Raw genomic sequence first — 20,909 nt, forward strand, 5'->3', positions numbered from 1 at the left:
GTCTTAACGGAGTGATAATGAAGTGTGCTGTCAGCCTCGCTGGGTCTAGAGACGTGGTGCAACGAACGACACCGCTGTCGTGGCACGTCGGCAGCGGTCGAACGGGTACGCGGGTTACGAAACGACAACTACAACGATGACTCGGAGGTTTGGCGGTGACGACGCGACATCGACAGGGGGTACCGAGAGCGAATCGGACGGGCTGGACACGCTCCTCATCGGCATCGACGCGGGGTGTCTGCCGGTCTTCGAGCGGCTCTTCGAGGCGGATCGGATTCCGACCATCGAGCGGCTCTGTTCGACGGGCGTAACCGCCCCGCTCGAGTCACAGATTCCGCCGTGGACGCCGAGCGCCTGGCCGTCGCTCTACACCGGCGTCAATCCCGGCAAACACGGCGCGGTCGGCTTCGTCGGGTACGATGGCTACGACTGGCACGTGACGAGCAACGACGACGTCCGCGAGCAGCCGTTGTGGACGCTGTTGGACCGCCACGACCGCTCGAGCGTCGTCGTCAACGCACCGGTTACCCATCCGCCGGACGAGTTCGACGGGGCGGTGATACCCGGCTTTCTCGGCCCCGAGCAACCGCCGTGTCACCCCGAGGGGCTTCTCGACGACGTCCGCGACGCGATCGGGGAGTACCGCGTCTATCCGAACTACACGCGCGACGACGATTCGCTCTCCGACCGCGAGAAGATCGCGGAGTACCGCGAACTCGTCCGGCTGCGCGGCGAGGCGTTTCGGTATCTCGCCGCCGAGTTCGAGCCGGATTTCGGCTTCGTCCAGTTCCAGAAGACGGATACAGTCTTTCACGAGTTCAGTGGCGAACGACGACACGTCGACAGCGTCTACGAGGCGACCGACGACCAGATCGGGGAGATCCTCGCGGCCTGCGATCCGGACCGCGTCTTCCTGGTGAGCGACCACGGCATGGGCGAGTACGAGGGCTACGAGTTCCGGGTCAACGAGTACCTCCGGGACATGGGTTTCCTCGAGACGACGACCGGCGGCAAGGGCATGCCGTCGTGGACGCCGATGCGGAGACGCCTCCGCGAGGGCGAGGCGTACGACACGTGGGAGCCCGGTCCGATCGCACGCGCGGCGTCGGTCGCCGCGCGGTTCGGCGTCACCGCGCGACGAATACGGGCCGCCCTCGAGCGGGTCGGACTGGCCGACCTCGCGATCGAGTACGCGCCGAACGGCGTCTCCCGGACGGCGAACGAACAGGTCGACTTCGCCGAGTCGGAAGCGTACGTCCGTGCGCGAACCGAACTCGGCGTCCGGCTCAATCTCGAGGGGCGAGAGCCGATGGGCGTCGTGCCCCCCGAGGAGTACGAGGAACGCCGCGAGGAACTCATGCGGGCGCTGCAGGCGGTCGAAACGCCCGACGGCGAGCCGTTCTTCGAGACGGTGGCGCCCCGCGAGCAGTACTTCCACGGCGAGCACATCGAGGAGACGGTCGATATCGTCACGATCCCCGCCGACTTCGACCACATGCTCTCCGAACAGTTGGGTGACGGGGAGTACTTCGGCCCGGCCGAACCCTGGAACCACAAGCTCGAGGGCGTCTTCGTCGCGGCCGGCGAGGGGATCGACGAGGACGCCGCGCTCGAGGGGGCACACCTCTTCGACGTTGCGCCGACGATCATGGCCGCGATGGGGGTCCCCTACAGCGACCGGATGGACGGCAGCGTCGTGCCCGTCGTCGATCCGATCGACCCGATGTCCTACCCCGCATACGAGGAGGAAAACGGCGAGAGCCGACCGGCGACCGACGAGGCCGTCACCGATCGGCTGGCCGATCTCGGGTACATGAACTGACTCGCCGAATCGCAGGAGACGGGTGCGTTCGCGCCGTTGCAACCTGCTTACCCGCGGTATAAGTATGGGTCACCGGACCCGACGACGGAGTACGACATCGATCTCGCAATGGGATTTATCGCAGCAGTCCACCTCGTCCACGACGAACTACCGTTGGTCCCGACGATAGCGCGCTGTGCGGACGCGACGCTCAGATACGAGTACGGGGCGACGACCGGGAAGCGACGCCTCCGGTTCGTGTCGGCCTTCGGCGACGAGCGCGCGGCCCTCGAGAACGCGATGACCGCCGATCCGACCGTCTCGAACCCGACTCGCGTCGCGACGTTCGAGAACCGGGCGGTCTATCGCGTCACCGTCGACAGCGACCTCGAGGTCGTGCCCGACCGCTGTCTCGAGGACGGGCTGTTCGTCTTCACGATCACGAGCGACGACGGGGGGTGGCTCGTACGGGTTCACCTCCCCGATCGAGACGCGCTGTCCGCGTTCCGGACGCACTGTCGCGACCGCGGCATCTCGTTTCGCGTGACCCAGTTGTACGATTCGTCGGCGACCGACGACCGCACCTACTCCCTGACCGAACGCCAGCACGAGATCCTCACGATGGCGTACTACGCCGGCTACTTCGAGGTGCCGCGGCGAGTTACCCAGGACGATCTCGCGGACCGGCTCGGGATCTCGGACTCGGCGGTTTCCCAGCGAATCCGGCGCGCCGTCTCCGAACTGATCGCGACCACCCTGGAGAACGATCGAACGCCCGACGGGTACGGCTGAGCACGACTGGTCCGCGGTCGTTCGGGGGTCGCTCGAGCCCTCGCCGGGATCGCCGCTCCTCGGACAGCTGCTCCCGGGCTGCAGGCGCTTAACACGGGATTAAACTTCGAACCGGAGCGGTGAAAAACCGGCGCGATCGCGAGCGAACCCGCCGTTTGTGATTCGTACAACCGTTCCGAGACGCGGGACCGTGATGGCCATCTCGAGACCGTCGATCCGTCGGTCGATCTTAAAGGCTTGCTATCCGAATCCGCAGATACTGGACCCCGGACTGACTCACACCGAAGTGATTCTCAATGTCGGACCGAAGTAATCTGCAGCGTTCGGATGGTGCGGGGGCCGGTCGTTCTCGGCCGGGTGGGGAGCGGGATCGGCGGCCATCTCTCGACGACTCGATATCACGGAGGCGGTCACGACGGTCGTTCCTGGGAGGGGCCGTGACAGCGTGTCTCGCCGGAGTCGGGCTGACCGCGACCGCCAGCGCAGCCACGGACCCGTACGGGTACTATTACGACGACTACGACACCGTCGTCGATGTCACCGAGGCGGGAGCGGACGACACCGGTACCGAATCGATCACGCCCGTACTCGACGAACTCCGCGGTGACGATACGCTGCTCGTGTTTCCCGAGGGGGAGTATTACATGGACGAACAGTTCCGGTTCACGGGCTTCGATAACTTCGGCGTCGTCGGGGAGAACGCGACGCTGATCCCGGCGAACTACCACGACTTCGACGGCCCACAGTATCGACTGTTCCGGCTCGGCGTCGCGTACAGTCCCGGGGGGCAGCTCCGCTTCGAAGGGTTCGACGTCGATCAGACGGCCCCCGAGACGGGGATCAGGACGATCGAGGCCTACGCCGCCGACCGGCTCGAGGTGCGCGACGTGACGATCAACGGCTACCACGACAGCGGGACGTGGGGGCCGGGACTGTTCAACGTCACCGACCCCGACGGGCGAGGCATCGTCGAACGGTTCCGCGCGCCCGACGGCGGCGCGTGGGTGAACGACACGCCGAACGCGGGCAACCGCTGGCGCGGCCCGATCGGCATCGAAGCGAACGAGAACCGGGGGCGACTCGAGTTCAGGCGCTGCGGGCTCGGCGGCTTTCCGAACAACGGTCTCTATGCGGCGGGCGGCGACGGGACGATCATCGTCCACGGGGGACTCTATCGGAACAGCAACGGTGCGAACGTTCGCGTCGGCGGCCGGGACAGCGAGATTCGCTGGCCGACGGTCGAAGTCGACTCGACGCGACCGGAGGACGTGTCCCAGCGCGGTATTCGGATCGAGAACGGCCGCAACATCGAAATCTACGGTGCCGCCGTCGAGATCACCGCTCCCAAACCGACCAGCCACGCGATTTCGGTGATGAACACCTGTGACAGCGCGCGGATCGATACGACCCGCCTCCAGCTGCAGGGGTCGGAGGTGAACCACGGGATCGTCATCTCGCCGGAGTGCGGCGAGGCGACGATCGTCGACACGGAGATCACCCACGAAACCGCGGGCGGCTATCCGCTCTGGATTCGGGACAGCGACAGTGCCGGACAGGTGCTCGCGGAGCACCTCACCATTTCGGGACGGGCGGGCGATGGCGGCGGGTTCCGGGACGGCATTCGCTGTGAACGGGACGACTGCCGGTTCAGTCACGTCGACGTCACCCAGCACGGCCGCGACGGCGTGGATCGAAACGCCATCGTCAACACGGGCGCTGATCTGACCGTCTATCAGAGCGAACTGCGGGCCAGTCAGTATCCGTACATCGACCTCGGGTCCGGCACGCTGGTCCGTGACTCGACGCTCGAGTCGTCGGCCGACCACGAGGCCGTCTGTCTCTACTCGTCGTCGACGAATCCGACCTTCAAGAAGAACCGGCTGGTCGGCGGGATTCGCGATCTCGGCGCGAGCGGCGTTACGACCTGGGAGAACACGTACGAGTAGTCACGATCGCGCGCCCGGCCTGACTCGATGTCGTACTTCGGGGTCGTTTATCCCCTGTATAATAAGGCCTCGCTGTCGCCCCGGTACTGCTACAGTGAGTCCGTCGGATCGCGACCGGTCGGCGGCGAACGGGGCTGTCGATCGTCGACTCGAACGTGTGGAGGAGAACCCGTGAACAGAAGTATTGCGAGCGGCGTCGTCTCCGTCGTCAGTGCGAAAGTCGTCGTGCTCGTCGTCACCGCACTTTCGACGCCGCTGCTCTACCGGTTTCTCGGCGCGTCGGCGTTCGGCGAGTACGCGTTTCTGCTGTCCGTCTTCGCGATCTACATGATCTTCGTCAGCTCCGGGGTTACCGACGGCGTCCGGAAGTTCCTCGCGGAGGACCGCGCCGCGGCGAACTGGAGCGAACACGTCGTCGGCTTCTACTTCCGGTTGGCGGTCTCCCTCTCGGTCATCGGGGCCTTCCTGCTGGTTCTCGCGACCCGGACCGGAATCGTCGCCCTCGCGTTCGGAGCCGAACTAACGACGTATTTCTACGTCCTCGCGGCGCTCGTGATTTCGGCACAGTTTCGCGATTACGCGCGGAAGACGCTCATGGGATTCGGCCTCGAGCGGTACTCGGAACCGCTCAAGGTCCTCGACAAGCTCGGCTTCGTCGCGGTCGCGATCCCGCTGACCTACGTCGGCGTCGGCGTGATGGGGGCGCTCGCGGGCCACGTGTTCGCGAGCGTGCTCGTCGCCGCGGTCGGACTCGTCCTCGTCCATCGACGCGTCTCGCTGTCGTGCGTGTTCACCAGGCCGTCGGCGCGGTTTCCTCGGAAGGAGATGTTCGCGTTCAACTCGATGAGCATCGCGTTGATCTTCCTGCTGATGTCGCTCTATCACATCGACGTCGTGATGCTCCACCGGTTCCGGACGGACGCGGCGGTCGGTAACTATCGGGCGGCGCTGACGCTCGCCGAGTTCCTCTGGTTCGTCCCGATGGCGATTCAAACGGTCTTCGTCCACTCGACGTCGGAGCTGTGGTCGCAGAACCGCTACGGGAAGATCTCCGCGCTCGCCTCGCGGACGACGCGCTATACGTTTCTGCTGACGGGCGTGATGGCGGTTGGGCTCGCGGCGCTGGCGGATGTCGCGGTACCGATCTACTTCGGTGCCGAAGCCGAGCCGGCGATTACGCCCCTGTTGCTGTTGCTCCCCGGCGCGCTCGGCTTCGCCCTCGCGCGACCGATTCTCGCGGTCTCACAGGGGGAAGGGACGCTCCGGTACCCGGTCGTGGCCACCGGCGGCGCGGCGCTGCTCAACCTGGGACTCAACCTTGCCCTCATTCCGCGCTACGGGATGCAGGGTGCGGCCGTCGCGACCAGCGTCGGATACGGGTCGATGTTCGTCTTCCACTGCTGGAGCGCTCGCCTCGTCGGGTTCGATCCGCTCGCGGACGCCCGGCTCGGTCGTGCGGTCCTGACGACCGTCCTCGCGGCCGTTCCCATCGTCGCCCTCTCGACGGCGATCGCGAACCCGTGGCTCGCGCTCGCGGTCGTCCCGCCCGTCGGGTTCGCGATCTTCGTCACGTTCGCACTCCTCGTCGGTGTACTGGACCCGGCCGAACCGTTCGAGGTGTTGTCAGCGTTTCCGGACCCGATCGGATCGACGGCGAACGTGATCCACGATCGGATCGCGGACGGCGGGAGCGATGGCACGACTCGTAACTGGTTGCAACTCCTCCTGTTCGTCGTCGGCCTGTCCCTGCTCGTCTCGGGGCTCGCACTGGGCGTGCTCGATCCCGGCGTGTGAGTGCCGTTTCTCGAGCGAGACAGGCTTGCGTTGCTATAACACCGCGACACGGGAGAGAGGACGGATCGAAGCGCCCGAACCGGACGGGCCGGCGGCCGCGTAGCGTTATCGGACCTGGGTCTCGAGCGGTTCGCTCTCCGCCATGTCGAACACCATCGCGAGTAGGAGGAACCCGATTCCCGCGACGAGCAACAGCAGGCTCGTCGCGACCCGGACGGCCGGAACGCCGCCGCTCGAGAACGCGGAGCCCAGCGCTGTCCCGGCACCGAGAACGGCGGTCGCGGCCGTCGCGGCCCCGAACAGGTAGAGCAATGCGAGCGGGTGGCAGTCGAGGACGAGGTACTTGGTTCGCAGCCGCCACAGGAAGTCGCGTAGCAACAGCAGCGACACCTTCGGGACGTATCGGGAGTAGGTGATGCTCGACTCCTCCTCGCCGTAGACGGCCGGCATCGCCACGTCGGCGACGCGCATCCCGTGGACGTTCAGTTTGACTAGCAGGTCGTTACAGTAGCCGTAATACTCGTAGAGGGCCGGCACGTCGATCGCCGCGAGCGCGTCGTGTGAGATCGCCGTATACCCGTTCTGGGGGTCCATCGTCTTCCAGTAGCCGGACGCGATCTTCGTCAGGAACGTCAGGGTCGCGTTGCCGACGAGCCGAAACCGCGGCATGGCCGCCCGGTACTCTCGAGACAGGAGCCGGTTCCCTTTCGTGTAATCGGCTTCTCCCTCCACGATCGGATCGAGGAGCCGCTGCATCTGGCAGAGATCCATCTGACCGTCCGCGTCGACGGTAACCGTCGCGTCCACGCCGTCCGCGAGCGCGGCGAGATAGCCGGTCTTGATCGCGCCGCCAGCACCGCGGTTCTCGCGGTGCTCGATCGGGACGACCCGACCGATGGCGTCGCCGACCGTCGCCCGGGTCGCCAGCGCGGATGCACCGCCGTCGGCCGCGAGCCGCTCGCCGGCCTCGTCGACACGTCCCGCGTTCCCGATCGCGTCCTCCCGCGCGGCCTCGCGGATCTCCGCTCGAGTCCCGTCCGTCGACCGATCGTCGATCGCGTAAATCCGGTCGACGTACCCGGGCATCTCGCGGATCACGTCGCCGACGAACCCCTCCTCGTTGTAGGCGGGTATCACGACGCCGACGCTCGCGCCCCGGTACATCAGCGGCCCCCTCCGACATCGTGGTCGCCGGCGTCGATCGTCGCCGTCCAGCCGTCGAGGTGCTCGATGCGATCGATCGGTTCGAACACACCGGCCGATGCGACCGCGATTACGACCGGAGGTCGGTTTCGATTCGTCATCGACCGCGTCGACGCTCCGTTCGCCCTTGCTTATACGGCCGTTAGCGCGTTCGTCGCCGAGCCGGCCGTCGAACTCGCGGTCGCGGCGACGTCATCGGTCGATGACGCGACCGGTCGCTGTGGCCCCCGACGCTTAGCCGGGCGATAATAAACCCGGCCGGGTCGGAAGTGCCGCCATGACTCGCGTCAGCGTCATCATCCCGACGTACAACAGAGCGGCGACGCTTCCGGGTGCCATCGACAGCGCGCTCGAGCAAACGGTCGACGACATCGAGGTGATCGTCGTCGACGACGGCTCGACCGACGACACCGAGGCGGTGCTGGCCGCCTACGAGGACCCGCGGGTTCGGCCGGTCGTACACGCGACCAATCGGGGCGCAAACGTCGCCCGGAATACGGGCCTCGAGCACGCACGCGGGGAGTACGTCGCCTTTCTGGACTCCGACGACGAGTGGCACCCCGAGAAGCTCGAGCGCCAACTCGCGGTTCTCGAGGACCGGTCGAGCGACTGGGTCGGTGTCTACTGTGATTCGGCGTACGACTTATGCGGCGCGAGCGGCCGGCTCCGGTCGGCCGCCGCGGCCGTCCTCGCTCGCTGGGACGACGAGCCGACGCGGGAGGGGAACGAGAATCTGATCGGCGAGCTCCTCGCGGACAACGTCCAACCGGGAGCCGGCTCGACGCTGCTCGTCCGGACTGCAGTCGCTAGGGCCGCCGGCGGCTTCGACCCGGACCTCGACCGGTTTCAGGACCCGGAGTTCTGTCTGCGCGTACTCGAACACGGGAAACTCGCCTACGTCGACGAGGTGCTCGTCCGCCGGACGGAGACCGGTCATCCGCCGGCGGCCGTCGTCGCGAACGCGAGCGAGCAGTACCGCTCGGCGTACGAAGCCGAGATCGATCGCTTCGAGGACGAGGGGTACGACATCCGCTCGAGCCACGAACTCGTCCTCGCGAAGCGGTACTTCGCGGAGGGACGGTTCCTCCGCGGCGCGTGGCACGTCCGCGCGGCCACGGTGTCGCCGCGGGCGTATCCCGGCATCTGCTGGACGGTCGGGACGGGCGTTCGACGGCGCTCGCAACAGATCGCCGCGGCGCTCGCCGTCCTGCTCGTCGCGATTGCGCTCCGTCGGCGCGTCCGTTCCCGGTGAGGACACCGGTCGGACGCCGATCGACTCCGACCCGGACCGATCGGAGGGGCCGAGTCCATCGGCGCGGACCGTTGCAGAAACGAAACGGTCGCGGTTTCGCCGGTTATCGCTCCCGTAGTAAAACCGACCGAGGCCGATAGGACGGACGGATGAGACGCGAGACACTCTCACGGCGATCCGTACTGGCTGCCACGGGCGGTTGGTCGCTCATCACCACCGGCGTCGCCAGCGTCGTCGGCGACACGGCGCGGGACGATTCCGGGGACAACAGTCGAGATTTCATCGTCGTTCGCGAGGGAACGGCCGAAGAGACCACGGTGTTCGTGACGACCGGTGCCGTCGACGGTCCGACGGCCGTCGTCGTCGGCGGCATGCACGGAAACGAGGTCGCGGGCTACACGGCCGCGGGTCGGATCGCCGACCGGTCGATCGACGCCGGGACGCTCGTGACGATTCCCGAGGCCAACGGCGTCGCGATCGAACGTGGAACCAGAACCGACGACGAGGGGATCAACCTCAACCGGCAGTTCCCGGACGGGGAGACGCCGGGCACGCGACTCGCGCGGGCGCTCTGGGACGTCGTCAAGGAGTCCGATCCCGACATCCTGATCGATCTCCACGAGTCGACGGGGCTCTACGCGGGCGATCCCATGGACGGCGTCGGGCAGGCGATATTCCACTCGGCCGGCGACGACGCGACCGCCGCCGCCGCGGACGCCGCCGACTACGTCACCGAAACCCGCGTCGACGATCCCGCCCTCGCCTTTCAGACCGGTCCGTTCTCCGAACCCGATACCGATCCGACCGGCCTGCTCGCCCACAAGGCCGCCCGGGATCTGGACGCCGACGGGTTCCTCGCGGAGACCCGTTCGACGGACATCGCGCTCGAGACCCGCGTCCAGTGGCACACGGCGATCGTCGACCGACTCCTCGAGGGGGATCTCCTGTTCGACGACGGGGCGTCCGAAGAGCCGGCTGACGGCACCGATGGCGACGACGAGAGCCCGACAGCATCACCGATCGCCCGGATCGAGACGCAGCCGCCGTCGGCCGCGGAAGCGCCCCTCGAGCCGGGGACGACGGTCACGCTCGATGCCTCGCGGTCGCGCGACCCGGACGGCAAACTGGTGGCCTACGAGTGGCGTGTCGGTGACGACGGCCCGTTCGAGGAGGCCGGGGAGACGATCGCGGTACCGATCAACGGGACCGGCGACCACCCGGTCGCGTTACGCGTCGTCGACGACGAGGGGGCGACCGCCATCGATCGGCTCACGCTCTCGACGAACTGCTGACTCGCCGGCGGGCTGCGAACTGGGGACCTGGCCGAAAATCAGCGGTCGTTCGTTCGCAGCCGCCAGAGGTCGTCGAAGGTGATGACCTCGACGTCGGCGCTGTCGATGTGCTCGAGCAACGCCTCGTAGTGGTCCGTGGGCATCGTATTGGTGGCGTCAAACGTGTGGAAGTTCAGGATCGTACACTGGTTGTGCCGGGCGGCGAGATCGACACACCGTTTCGAAATCCCGAGATCGTGGCCGATCGTCCGCGGCAACGCCAACGGGTCGAAGCCGTAGACGCTCGTCGTATTGACGTTCCCGGCCTGGTTGAAGCCGCCACAGTAGTGGTAGTCGGTCGCTCGCTCGAGGCTCGTCCGATCGAAACTGTTGTGCGGATGGACGATGTAATTCGCCCCTTCGAAACCGTTGTCGATATACCACCGTTTGTCGTTCCTGAGCCGTTCGTCGAGCGCGCCTTCGTCGTCGAGTTCGTGAATCGGGTCGTGTGTCCCGTGGACGACGATCTGGTCGCCGGCGGCCTGTCGCTCCTGGAGTTCCGAGAGCGACATGACTCCGTCCCGGCTCTGTTCGACCCACCGCGGGACCGGTGCTTGGACCGCCGGAAACCCGTACTCGTCGTGGAGCGGCGCGGCCGTCTCGTAGTAGTCGCGCATCCCGTCGTCCCAGCTCAGCATGACGTACCCCTGATCGGGCGTCCCGTGGGTCCGCAGATCGTCGACCCAGAGTTCGGCCTCCGGCATGGAGTGGAGCACCTGGATCTCGAGCCGATCGAGATAGTCCAGCGACGGGTCGACGTCGTCCTGCTGGAAGACGCCGGGGCTCGTTCGGAACCAGCCGACGTCGGGCGCACGATACCTGATCTCCCGGAGTGAGTACACCTTCTCGCTGCCGAACTGATCGACGAGACGCAGGTTGACCGCGATGCTCTGGGGCGTCGTCGTCCGGATCGCGACTGAGAGATCCGTCTCCGTCAGGTCCTCGCCCTCGAGACTCCGCTCCGCGACGATGTTCTCGCTGCCGTTCGACCGGAGCTTGAAGCTCTGTTCGCCGTCGAACACCACGTCCGTGTCCGCGTCGCCCGATCCCTGGCTGACGGTCCAGCGGTCGAGATCGGCGAAGTCGTCGAACGACTCGCCCGGCTTGCGGTACCGGTCTCGGCTGTCGAATGCGGTTTCGAGCGGCGGCACCCCGTCCGTGAGTCCCGGCGTGGAGCCGTCCGAACCGCCCGGAGTTTCGGCCGATGAATCGCCGCCGACCGCATCGGTCGCCGACTCGATCCGATCCGCACAGCCGGCCATACCGGCGATTCCGGTCGCACCCGACAGTGCGAGGAATCGACGTCGCGTCGCGCGTTTCCGTGACATTGACGCTCCGAAGCTACCGACAGCGATCCCATTATTATAGATCCGATAGTCCGGTGCGACGATCGGCCGACTGGGGCCGAATCCATCGGTTCGGGGCTTAACGGTCGCATAGTAATTGAGTGCTCGGTTGGAGGGAAATCCACGGCGGCGTACGGCATCGACGAGCGGTCGGCGCTCGACGCGGTCCACTGTTCGGACGCCGTCCGTGAGGCTATCTTCGACGATGAACAGGGAACTTTTCGGTGTATTCGGGGGTATAGACGCGTTCGAGCGGCGCAGGTCCAGCGACGACTTCGACGAGGTGCTCGCCGGGCCGACGCTGACGGTCGGCATCAGGGATTCCGATCTCGGCGCACCCGGGTGGAGCGCCGCGTACACCGGCGACGAGGGGTGCTGTCTCGTCTGGGGCGAGGCGTACGTCCCCGGCGACGAATCCAACGCCGCGCGGTGGCTCCTCGAGCGCTACGCGGTGGCCGGACGGGAGGCGCTGACGGCACTCAACGGGTCGTATCTGGCCGTGGTCGACGCCGACTCGAGCGGCGATGCGTTCGTCGCTACTGACCCCGTTCGGTCACGGGAGTGTTTCTATACCGACGATCCGGGGACCCGCGTCTTCGGCACCGACGCTGCCGCGATCGGCCGTACGATCTCGGAGCCGACGCTCTCCCGGGACGGCGTCCTCGAGTTCCTCCATCTCGGGGTGATCCTCGGCGAGAAGACGGCCGTCACGGAACTCCGTCGGCTCCCGATCGACAGCCGGCTCACGCCCGCGTCGGTCGAGTCGTTCGATCGATTCGTCTACGATCCGCAGACCCCCGCGGCGTTCGACCCGGTCGACGAACTCGCCGAGCGACTCGAGGGGGCGCTCCGACGGCGGTCGGCGCTCCCGGGTCGAGCGGGCGTGCTCCTCTCGGCGGGCTACGACTCGCGGATCATCCTCTCGCGAATCGATGCGATCGACCGTAGTTACACGGTAGGCTCGCTCGAGGCACAGGAGGTCCGCGGCGCGCGCTCGGTCGCCGCCCAGTACGGGACGAGCCACACTGCCTTCCCGCCGGACGAGCGCTATCTCCGGCCCGACGAGTCGAAGGTGCGCTACTCGCAGGGGATCAAAGAGTCCCTGCACATCCACCACGCCGGCTACACGGACGAACTCGAGGTCGACACGATGTATCACGGCCTCCTCTGTGATACGTTCTTCCGCGGCCATTTCACGGCCTCGGAGACCGTCGACGTCCTCGACAAACGCGTTCCAACCGGGCGGCTCGATCCCGACCCGGACCCCGTCGAGGCGCTCCTCGAGACGGTGGGGTACAGCCGCGACGCCAGCCGTGCGCTCGCCGAGCGGACGTCGTTCGACATCGATCCGGATACGTTCGTCAGGGACGCTCTCGCCGACGAGTTCGCGGCGAGACGGGATCGCGCGGGGACGGTCCAGAACGCGCTCTCCTGCTGTGGCATCGCGAACCAGCCGTCGATGCCGTTCCATACGCACCTGTCCGATCACTTCGTGACCTCGTTTCTGGCTGCGGACCGCGACCTGATCGACTGGCATCTCCTGACGCCGCCGGCAGACCGAACGACGGACACGTTCCTCCGTGCGTGTACCCGGATCGACGACGACATCCTGCGACACCGCCCGCCCGACCGCCCGCACGATTCGACGCTGCTCAACGAGGTCGAAGGCTTCGTTCGCCGGAAGACGCCGTTTCTCTCCTCGTTCGAACCGCCGTGGCCGGACCGCGAGGCGCTCTTCGAGCGCTACGACTTCGATCGGCGGTTGCTGGGCGACCTCGAGCACGTCCATCGCCTGCCGGCCAGGTACAAACTCAGGCTCACCGACCTGCGCGGGTGGCTCGAGTGCTGGGACTCACAGGCACGACTCCGGCCGTGGCTCCGGCCGCCGGAACGGGCGGCCGCTAACACGTTCGGGTAGTCGGCGACTCGGACGAGCGGTAACGTGAGCCTCCTCCGCGAAAACCGCTCTCCGTGGCATTTATTCCGTTCACAGGCGATAAACCGTGAGAAGCCTTATATACAATGGTGTTTAAGCGCGGAATATGCGTCTGACGCCGCCGTGGTTGCACTCTTCGTCCGATTCCGACGACGCGTGTCCTGTGGGTTCCGATACGGACTCCGGAGTGACGATGATCCACGAACCGGGGAGGGACGTCTCGGTAGAACCGGACGTCGAGACTCGAGTCGCGGCGTTCGTTCCGGACTCCGACGACGCCCTCGTCGATGTCCTCGACGAGATGCGGACGCCCGCGACCGTCGACGAAGTCACCGACGCGCTGATCGACCCGGCCCACCCGCCGATCGAAACGTGGGCACTCGTCCACGAGCGACTGTCTCGAGACCGCCTGCCGGCACTCGACGCGTCGGGGGCCATCGAGTTCGACGAAACGCAGGGCCTGATCGAGCGGCCCGACGCTCGGCCGGGCGAGGAGCGACGCTTCTCGCCGGCCGTGCTCGCAACGATTTCGATCGGATTGTTGCTCGTCGTTCTCACGCTCGTCTCGGTTTCGGTCTTGATTTCGTAACGGACGGCTTCGCTTGCGAATTTCTCTGCGTCGGTGGACAGCCGCGGCGGCCGTCAATCGACGAGTCGTCTGATCGTCAGCACGGTAAAGAGCGCGAGGATGAGCGCGCTCAGGCCGATCCCCGAGAGCAACGAGGTGAACGGCAGTTCCATCACCGCACCGAGAAGGATGGCGTAGGAGACGACCGTCGCGCCGATGTAGTAATCGTCCCACCGCGGGCTCTCGGACCGCTCCTCGTCCGCCGACTCCGCGGTCGACTCCCCCTCGAGGTACTTGTCGACTCGATCGGCGGGGGGTTTTCGTTCGACGATCCCGCGGTTTTGCTGGTACTCGATCAGGCCCGCCTCGTCGAGCTTGGAGAGATGTGACTGATAGAGGGGGATATAGACGCGCTGGCGCTGTGTCGAGGTGAGATCTTCGACGGTGGTTTCGTGTTCCCACGCCGCGACCTGTTCCGCAACATCGCGCATGCGTACGGGCCCTTCGGTGCCCCTGAGATACCGGAGAACCATCCGACGGCGTTCGTTCTGCAGGAGATGAAAGAGTTCGTCCTTCGAAAACGCAGGCTCCTCGGAGAGGCAATCGGCGTCCTCATCCGCGCCCTGACCGTCGTCGATCACATCCGCCTCGTCCTTCTCTTCGGAGCTGATATGTTTCGCTTTCATTGCGCCAATCACCCCTATTCAGAAGTGGGTAATAAAGGATAGATATCGTGTATTCTGGAACGATACGATTTAGATATTTTCACGATATCTGACCTTCTTTTTCATTATTTTTATCCCCGTATTTCGGGCAGTATGGTGCATAAGAATGCGATTTAGGGAAACCACATAGGATATTTATTTCGAGAAAAGGACCGGTGTGTCTTTCCGACGTTCGTTCCGAGTTTACGATCATTCGGGATTCGATGACGTTCAAGAACGGGCGAAAGTGACTTAAGCGGAATCAGTGTCGAGATCGTTATAGTTCGCCGTTCGAAGGCCGTCGGATCGACCCGTAGAATCGGGGCTTATCTCGGCGATAATAAACCGCCACTGTCCCCTAGTGACGACGAAATGAGCGACACCCACTGGTGGTTCTTCGACCTGGCAGTCGCCATCGCGGTCACTGGCGTCCTCACGTTCGGCATTCTTGCAGGCGGCCATGGGCTGGTGAGAATAGCGGTGACGATTCCGCTCGTTCTCTTTCTGCCCGGGTATGCACTCGTCTCGGCCCTCTTTCCGGACGAACCGAACGACGACTACCGGACCTTCGACGAGGAGAAGACCGGCCTGGGCAGTCCGGTGCTGGTCAGCGGTGGACTCGAGGCGATCGAGCGAACGGTCCTTTCAGTCGTCTTGAGTGTCGCGATCGTGCCCGCGATCACCCTTTTTGCAACCGTTACTCCGGGGGGTGTGACGCTCGAACCGGTCCTTTCCGGGTTGGCTGTGGTCACTGTCGTTCTCGCTCTCCTCGCGATCGGCGCTCGGTACCGCTGTCCGCCGGACCGGCGGTTCACTCCCTCGCTCTCGTCGGTCACTCCGTTCTTCACTCGAGGGCGTCCGAGTCCGTACGAGCGATCCGGCTACCGACCGTACAACGTCGCGATCGGGATCGGCCTGGTCCTCCTGCTCGCAAGCGGTGGCTTCGCCCTCGCGAACCCGCCACAGCACGACGGGTTCACGGAACTGTCTGTCGGTTCACAGAACGTTACCGGAGACACGGAAACGATGTACGACTCGACTTACACCGCGGGAGAACAGCAGGAACTGCAGGCGACGATCACGAATCAGGAGCACGACGAACGGACCTACACGACCGTGGTACTGCTCCAGCGGGTGAGCGACGACGGGACCGACGTCACGGTCCGCGAATCGACCGAGGTAGACAGACGAACGGCGACGGTTCCCGATGGCGTCGCACACCGACAGTCCCTCGAGATCACGCCGACGATGCGGGGGAACGATCTTCGACTGACGGTGTTGCTGTACGACGGTGAGCCGCCGGCGGAGCCGACGGCCGACAACGCCTACCGCGTCGCCCGGCTTCCGATCGAGGTGGAATAGATGTGGCCGTGGGAACATCTCGCGTTCGCGTACGTCCTGTACTCGCTGACGGCGAACGTCGTCGTTCGAAGATCGCCCTCGGCCCGCGAAGCGATCGCCGTCGCCGTCGGGTCACAGCTCCCGGATCTCGTCGACAAACCGCTCGCCTGGACGGCCGGTCTCACGGGAAGCGGCTACTCGGTCGGGCACTCGTTGTTCGTCGCTCCGTTGGTTTGCCTCGCGGTATACGCAGTGGCTACCCGGCAGGGGGAGCGGGTCCGATCCGGTGGCGGTGCCTTCGCGCTCGCGTACCTCTCACACCCGATTGCGGACATGCTCAGCCAGTTGCTCAGGGGACGGGGCGTCGATCTTCGGACCGTCCTCTGGCCGATCGCATCGCCGCCAGCGACGTCTCACGGTGGGTTCCTCGATCACTTCGTTCGATACTTCGTCCGATACGTACACCAACTCCTCACCGGCGGGCTGACGGTACAGATCGCGTTCCAGGCCCTGCTGGGGCTCGCCGTGCTGGCGCTGTGGCTGTTCGACGGCGCGCCGGTCCTCACTGACGTCTGGCGGCTGCTGCGCGCCCGACGGCACCGGTGACCGGCGATCGACTGCGGTCGAAGCGGGAGTTATACGGTCGGTCCGACGACACGGTCTCGGTTGAGCCGTGATGCGGGTCCGAGGATCGCATCGAGAATCGCGCGGGGAGCGGCGGCGGTCGTCGTATCGAGCACAGGAGCGCGTGCTGGATGGCCACATCGAGGACCCGCTTAAAATCCAGACGGACGGCAGGATACGACCGGCAGACGCCCGTTCGTCGAGGCCGACGACCGATCAGTTACTCGCCGGCGAGGGCGTACACATCGTCACGTCACCGTTCGTGTAGACCGTGGCCTGATTCGGGCGACAGAGTTGGCCTCGAGAGAGCTGTGCGATCCGCGTGTTCCCGTCGCCGTCCGTGACGTACGTCGCCTCGGTCGATTGAGCCGCTCGATAGACCGTGTACTCGTGGTCCGCGACGCCGTCCTCGGGAACCGTGGCCGTCGTCGTCGACGGATACGCGCCGGTCCGACTGAACAGGGTTTGATACGGGTGATCGGTGTGGAGTTGCTGATCGGGACGGATTTCCTCACCCTGGGGCGACCCGGTCAGTTCGCCGATCGACTCGGCGGCGGCGAGCTCCGATTCGTCGTACGCGAGGCGCTCGTGCTGGGTCAAGAAGACCGGGTTTTCGGCGTTGCTCTCGGCGGCGAGGACCATCGCGCCCGGATAGACGAGCACGACGACGAGCAACACGGCGGCGACCAGCGCCGGCGTCATGTTCCCCCGCAGCGTCCGCACGCCGATCGCCCCGAGGACTGCCATCGGTGCGTAGAGGAACGCGAACCAGCGCGTCGGAATGAAGCTCCGAATGCCGAACATCGGCAGTCCGAGGATGAACACCAGCATGAACGCCGCCGCCAGCAGGAGGGTGAACACCGACTGTTCGGCGCGGCGCCTGTGGACGACGTACAGACAGCCCACGAACGTGGCTCCAAGCAGGAGCAGGAACCCGAGATTGTCCACGTAGGGGACGAGCTGTTCGATCAGCGTTGGTGCGGCCTCGGCTCCCGCTTCGGCTCCGTCGGACGAGTCGCCCGCGGTATTGAGGAACCCGGCGCTCTCCTCGAGCGTCTGCGTGAAGTAACTCAGGACCGTCGCCAGGAACGAGTCCTGTCGATACGGCGTCAGCGACCAGACGAAGATCGTCAGGCCGAGGTTGAAAACGACGAGCCCGACGAGGTTGACCGGCTTTTTCGTCCGGAAGACGCTCGCGTCGAGGCGCGTGAGCCCGAGCGGGCCGACCACGAACACGAACTGTGCGAGAAACGCCGCGAGCAACAGGACGAGCATGATGAACGTCGACACCTGATGGGTGAGGATAACGGCGACGCTCGACAGCAGGAGCAGCGAGAAGTCCCGGATCGTGTACTCGATCCGCATTACTCGGATCAGCGCGTACACCATCGCGAGGAAGAAGACCAGCCCCAGACTCGTGGGGATGAGGTGCATCCCCCACCTCGCGACGTGGCTCGCGAAGGCGTACAATGCCGTTGCCAGCACCGCCCATCGCGGCGAGACGAGCAGGTTCGTGGTTGCGTAGACGAGCAGGACCGAGAGCGGCATCACGAGGCCTACGGAGAGGTACAGCGCGGCGCGAATCGGAACGTCGTACAGCAGCGACGACGCGGCGACCAACAGGTGATAAAATGGCGATCCGTAGTGTTTGTCATGGGAGATCGCGCCGAGGGACTGGTCCGCGAGAATCGCGTCGATGAACTCGTGGTGGGTCCAGATGTCGATCCCGATGTATCCGGGCGTCGCGTACAGCGCGGTGAACCGGAAGACGAACGCGAAGCAGACGATCTGGAGGAGCAGCAGGCCGGGATGGAGGTCGCGATCGTTCACGAAGACGATCTGGCCGATGACGAGCGTCCCGACGACGCTCGCCAGTCCGAAGAAGCGGTACGTTCGCGCCCCCTGAACGACGGTCAGTAGCACGAGCCCCGTGAGCCCGACCAGGACGACACTCGGGAGCGCCATCGACACCGCCGACGGCAGGGTCGGAAACGCCCCGGAGTCGTCCCGCTGATACAGGGAGAGGAGATACAACGTACACGCAGTGCCGAGGATTACCGGAACGGTGTTGAGGTAAATCTGCGACGTGAGAAACCGCAGCGGAAACAGCACCGCCGCGAGGAGGACGCCGCCGATCGCCGCGACGGTGTCGAGGCGCAGCGGTCGCAGGTCCGACAGCGAGCTATACGTCATAGCTGACCCCCGTCGGATGCCCCAGCCCTTCGCCTCGTCCCAATAGCCGGCTGTACAGTCCGTGGAGGCGCTCGCCGAGGGTCTCGACGGCGAGTCCGTCGATCGAGTCGCGGCCGTCGGAACGGCCCCCGTTTTCGACGGCCCGCTCGAGCCCGCCGAGGAGCGCCCCGTCGCTGTCGCTGACGACGCAGTTGGTCACGCCGCGGACCGTCTCGCGGACGAAACCGACGTCCGTCGAGACGACCGGCAGGTTACACGCGGCGGCTTCCTTGACGACCATCGGGCCGCTCTCGCGTTTCGACGTGACCAGCAGAACGTCGCTCGCGTTCATGTAGTAGGGCATCGTCTCGTGGGCGACGCCGGAGATGGTTCGGAGGTCGATATCGACGTCTGCACGTTCGACGAGCCGGCGGGCGCGTGAAAAGTCCTTGACCGATCGGGTCCGGTCGTACGGGAAGAGTGCGACCGGGCGGTCGGTTTCCCAGCCGATGTACTCGCGCGCGTTCGCTCGCGACATCGGTCGGAACAGTTCGGTGTCGACGCCGAACGGGATCAGTCGGTGGTCGGTCGCGAGTTCGCGTGCCATGGTTCGGCTCGGGACGATCGCGGCGTCCGCCCGGCGGGCGCTGTGGCGACTGACCGACCGGAGCCACGACTGCTCGCCCATGAGATCGGTTCCCCACAGCGTCACGACGACCGGTCGCGTCGGCTGGGCGAGCGCAAAGGGGGCGACGAGCCCGTAGTTCGCGTGCACCAGGTCGTACGACGTCGATCGGACCTCCGAGAGGAGTTTCGAATACAAGCGGGCGTACTCCACCGCCGACCGGCCCGACGCCCCGCTGTGTTCGCCGGGGACTTCGAGGACCGTACAGTCGACGCCGCGGGCCTCGAGAGCGGCCACCTGCTGGTCGAAAAAGGGCCGCGGCGACGTGACCAGTTGGAGTACCTTCATCAGTGACCTCGATCGGCGGCAGGAATCGATCGTCCCGCGGGACGCGTCTGTGCGAGCGTCTCGAGTTGCCGGACGACGTAGTCCGTGACGTCGATCCGCTCGGCGAGCAAGCGGTCGCGACGCCGTCTCCACGTGTCGGCGGGTTCCTCGACGACCGAGACGGCTTTGTCGAGCCCGCGCGCATGTCTCGCATCGCCGTCGTATCCGAACAGCAGGCCGTATTCCGCCTCGAGTTCCGTCGTGTAGCCGAGCGAAAGCGGGTTCACGTAGACTGCGGGCGTGCCGAGCACGGCGGCTTCCGCTGCGGTCGTCGCCCCCTCGCTCAGGACGACGTCGGCGTCCGCGAGCAGGTCGTGCAGCCGGGTCGGCGAGGTTTCGAACCGGTACGACGCGAGGGCGTCCGGGGGCTCCCCCTCCGCCGTGAGCAGGACCTGCAGGCCCGCGTCCTCGAGCCGGTCGACGACCGCCTGAGGGTCGTCGAAGCCGCCGTGGCCGACGTCGTGGGAGGCGTCCCAACTGCTGAGCCGAACAACGGCGAACGACTCCTCGGGGGCGAGCCCGACTTCCTCGAGTACCGTCGAATCGGGGGTGAACCGCTCGGGATGGAGATAGGCGAGTTCGTGATAGCCCGGATACGTCACCTGTTTCGGGCCGATATCGTCCCGGTAACACGCCGGCGTGGCGATCACGTCCGCGAACGGGTAGCCGAGGGTCGTGATGAGAGTCGCGTGCTCGGTGTCGTAGAAGACGAGACTCGTCGCTCCCGTAAGCGACGCGACGTGGGCGGCAGCGACGCCGCCGATCGCCGTAATTACGTCGGGATCGAGCCGCCGCGCTCGCCGTAGCAGTCGGAGTTCGTACGTCGCCTGCACCGCCGCCAGCGAGGCCAGCGAGTCGGCGTCGCCGGCCACGACCTCGTGGTCGATGTCGTACGCCTCGAGGAGCCGAACGGCGACGCCGCTCTCGCGAGCGAAGACGTGCACGTCGTGGCCTCGCGCGTTCAGTTCCGCGATCGGGTTTCGGAAGAAGTGGACGTGGCCGGGGTGTTGGATCGTTATCATTACCCGCATCGTCGACCCACCTCCGCGACGGGCCGGCGGCTCGAGACGGCGGTCGCCGCCGCCGG

General features: G+C 66.0%; 17 protein-coding genes. 10 read left to right on the forward strand and 7 right to left on the reverse strand.

The genetic code is table 11. The features are described 5' to 3' along the window. Positions 1–136: 136 nt before the first annotated feature. From ALTAJ2_RS04455 to ALTAJ2_RS04470, 4 genes are all read left to right on the forward strand, one after another. Positions 137–1,822, forward strand: a complete 1,686-nt coding sequence (locus ALTAJ2_RS04455; RefSeq protein WP_007108039.1) for an alkaline phosphatase family protein — start codon at positions 137–139, stop codon at positions 1,820–1,822. 108 nt (positions 1,823–1,930) lie between these two features. Continuing rightward, entirely contained in the window at positions 1,931–2,593 is a 663-nt protein-coding gene (locus tag ALTAJ2_RS04460; protein WP_007108040.1) for a helix-turn-helix domain-containing protein, read from the forward strand. A gap of 437 nt (positions 2,594–3,030) precedes the next feature. Beyond that, positions 3,031–4,539, forward strand: coding sequence for a hypothetical protein (locus ALTAJ2_RS04465; protein ID WP_007108041.1), 1,509 nt, complete (start codon positions 3,031–3,033; stop codon positions 4,537–4,539). A 171-nt stretch (positions 4,540–4,710) separates the two neighbouring features. Further along, positions 4,711–6,333 carry an oligosaccharide flippase family protein gene (locus tag ALTAJ2_RS04470; protein ID WP_049899811.1) on the forward strand — a complete coding sequence of 541 codons (1,623 nt, stop codon included), beginning with the start codon at positions 4,711–4,713 and terminating at the stop codon, positions 6,331–6,333. Positions 6,334–6,438: 105 nt separating this feature from the next. Here the strand turns inward: ALTAJ2_RS04470 and ALTAJ2_RS04475 are convergent, their stop codons facing one another. Next, positions 6,439–7,497 carry a glycosyltransferase family 2 protein gene (locus tag ALTAJ2_RS04475; RefSeq protein WP_007108043.1) on the reverse strand — a complete coding sequence of 353 codons (1,059 nt, stop codon included), beginning with the start codon at positions 7,495–7,497 and terminating at the stop codon, positions 6,439–6,441. Further along, positions 7,497–7,637, reverse strand: coding sequence for a hypothetical protein (locus tag ALTAJ2_RS19570; protein ID WP_168713799.1), 141 nt, complete (start codon positions 7,635–7,637; stop codon positions 7,497–7,499). Before ALTAJ2_RS19570 ends, ALTAJ2_RS04475 begins: the two co-directional genes overlap by 1 nt. Before the next feature lie 176 nt (positions 7,638–7,813). On the opposite strand from ALTAJ2_RS19570, the gene ALTAJ2_RS04485 reads away from it, so the two are divergent. Both ALTAJ2_RS04485 and ALTAJ2_RS04490 read left to right on the forward strand, forming a co-directional pair. After that, positions 7,814–8,788 carry a glycosyltransferase family 2 protein gene (locus ALTAJ2_RS04485; RefSeq protein WP_007108045.1) on the forward strand — a complete coding sequence of 325 codons (975 nt, stop codon included), beginning with the start codon at positions 7,814–7,816 and terminating at the stop codon, positions 8,786–8,788. Between the two features lie 149 nt (positions 8,789–8,937). Next, positions 8,938–10,080, forward strand: a complete 1,143-nt coding sequence (locus tag ALTAJ2_RS04490) for a PKD domain-containing protein (protein WP_007108046.1) — start codon at positions 8,938–8,940, stop codon at positions 10,078–10,080. A gap of 38 nt (positions 10,081–10,118) precedes the next feature. Here the strand turns inward: ALTAJ2_RS04490 and ALTAJ2_RS04495 are convergent, their stop codons facing one another. Continuing rightward, a complete protein-coding gene (locus ALTAJ2_RS04495; RefSeq protein ID WP_049899778.1) occupies positions 10,119–11,447 on the reverse strand; it encodes a polysaccharide deacetylase family protein in 1,329 nt (442 codons plus the stop codon). 223 nt (positions 11,448–11,670) lie between these two features. Between ALTAJ2_RS04495 and ALTAJ2_RS04500 the strand changes: the two genes are divergently transcribed. Together ALTAJ2_RS04500 and ALTAJ2_RS04505 are read left to right on the forward strand one after the other, a co-directional pair. Beyond that, the gene (locus tag ALTAJ2_RS04500) at positions 11,671–13,383 is read left to right on the forward strand and encodes an asparagine synthase-related protein (RefSeq protein ID WP_049899781.1); all 1,713 of its coding nucleotides are present in this window, start codon (positions 11,671–11,673) and stop codon (positions 13,381–13,383) included. Positions 13,384–13,564: 181 nt separating this feature from the next. Continuing rightward, complete coding sequence (locus ALTAJ2_RS04505; RefSeq protein WP_007108049.1) at positions 13,565–13,990, forward strand: hypothetical protein; 426 nt, start codon at positions 13,565–13,567, stop codon at positions 13,988–13,990. A 53-nt stretch (positions 13,991–14,043) separates the two neighbouring features. Here ALTAJ2_RS04505 and ALTAJ2_RS04510 read toward each other — a convergent pair whose 3' ends face one another. Continuing rightward, entirely contained in the window at positions 14,044–14,655 is a 612-nt protein-coding gene (locus ALTAJ2_RS04510; protein WP_007108050.1) for a DUF7344 domain-containing protein, read from the reverse strand. 390 nt (positions 14,656–15,045) lie between these two features. Here ALTAJ2_RS04510 and ALTAJ2_RS04515 point away from each other — a divergent pair, with 390 nt between their 5' ends. Together ALTAJ2_RS04515 and ALTAJ2_RS04520 are read left to right on the forward strand one after the other, a co-directional pair. Further along, a complete protein-coding gene (locus ALTAJ2_RS04515) occupies positions 15,046–16,035 on the forward strand; it encodes a DUF1616 domain-containing protein (RefSeq protein WP_007108051.1) in 990 nt (329 codons plus the stop codon). Continuing rightward, positions 16,036–16,620, forward strand: a complete 585-nt coding sequence (locus tag ALTAJ2_RS04520; RefSeq protein ID WP_007108052.1) for a metal-dependent hydrolase — start codon at positions 16,036–16,038, stop codon at positions 16,618–16,620. It abuts the gene before it with no gap. A gap of 234 nt (positions 16,621–16,854) precedes the next feature. Here the strand turns inward: ALTAJ2_RS04520 and ALTAJ2_RS04525 are convergent, their stop codons facing one another. Genes ALTAJ2_RS04525 through ALTAJ2_RS04535 form a run of 3 tightly spaced genes read right to left on the reverse strand, consistent with a single transcriptional unit; the run spans position 16,855 to position 20,853 of the window. Next, positions 16,855–18,831, reverse strand: coding sequence for a glycosyltransferase family protein (locus ALTAJ2_RS04525; protein ID WP_007108053.1), 1,977 nt, complete (start codon positions 18,829–18,831; stop codon positions 16,855–16,857). Then, a complete protein-coding gene (locus ALTAJ2_RS04530) occupies positions 18,821–19,783 on the reverse strand; it encodes a glycosyltransferase (protein ID WP_007108054.1) in 963 nt (320 codons plus the stop codon). The genes ALTAJ2_RS04525 and ALTAJ2_RS04530 overlap by 11 nt, the downstream gene beginning before the upstream one ends. Next, complete coding sequence (locus ALTAJ2_RS04535; protein ID WP_049899791.1) at positions 19,783–20,853, reverse strand: DUF354 domain-containing protein; 1,071 nt, start codon at positions 20,851–20,853, stop codon at positions 19,783–19,785. The genes ALTAJ2_RS04530 and ALTAJ2_RS04535 overlap by 1 nt, the downstream gene beginning before the upstream one ends. Between the last annotated feature and the right edge of the window lie 56 nt (positions 20,854–20,909).

It is taken from the genome of Natrinema altunense, assembly GCF_000731985.1.
Taxonomy (GTDB): Archaea; Halobacteriota; Halobacteria; order Halobacteriales; family Natrialbaceae; genus Natrinema; species Natrinema altunense.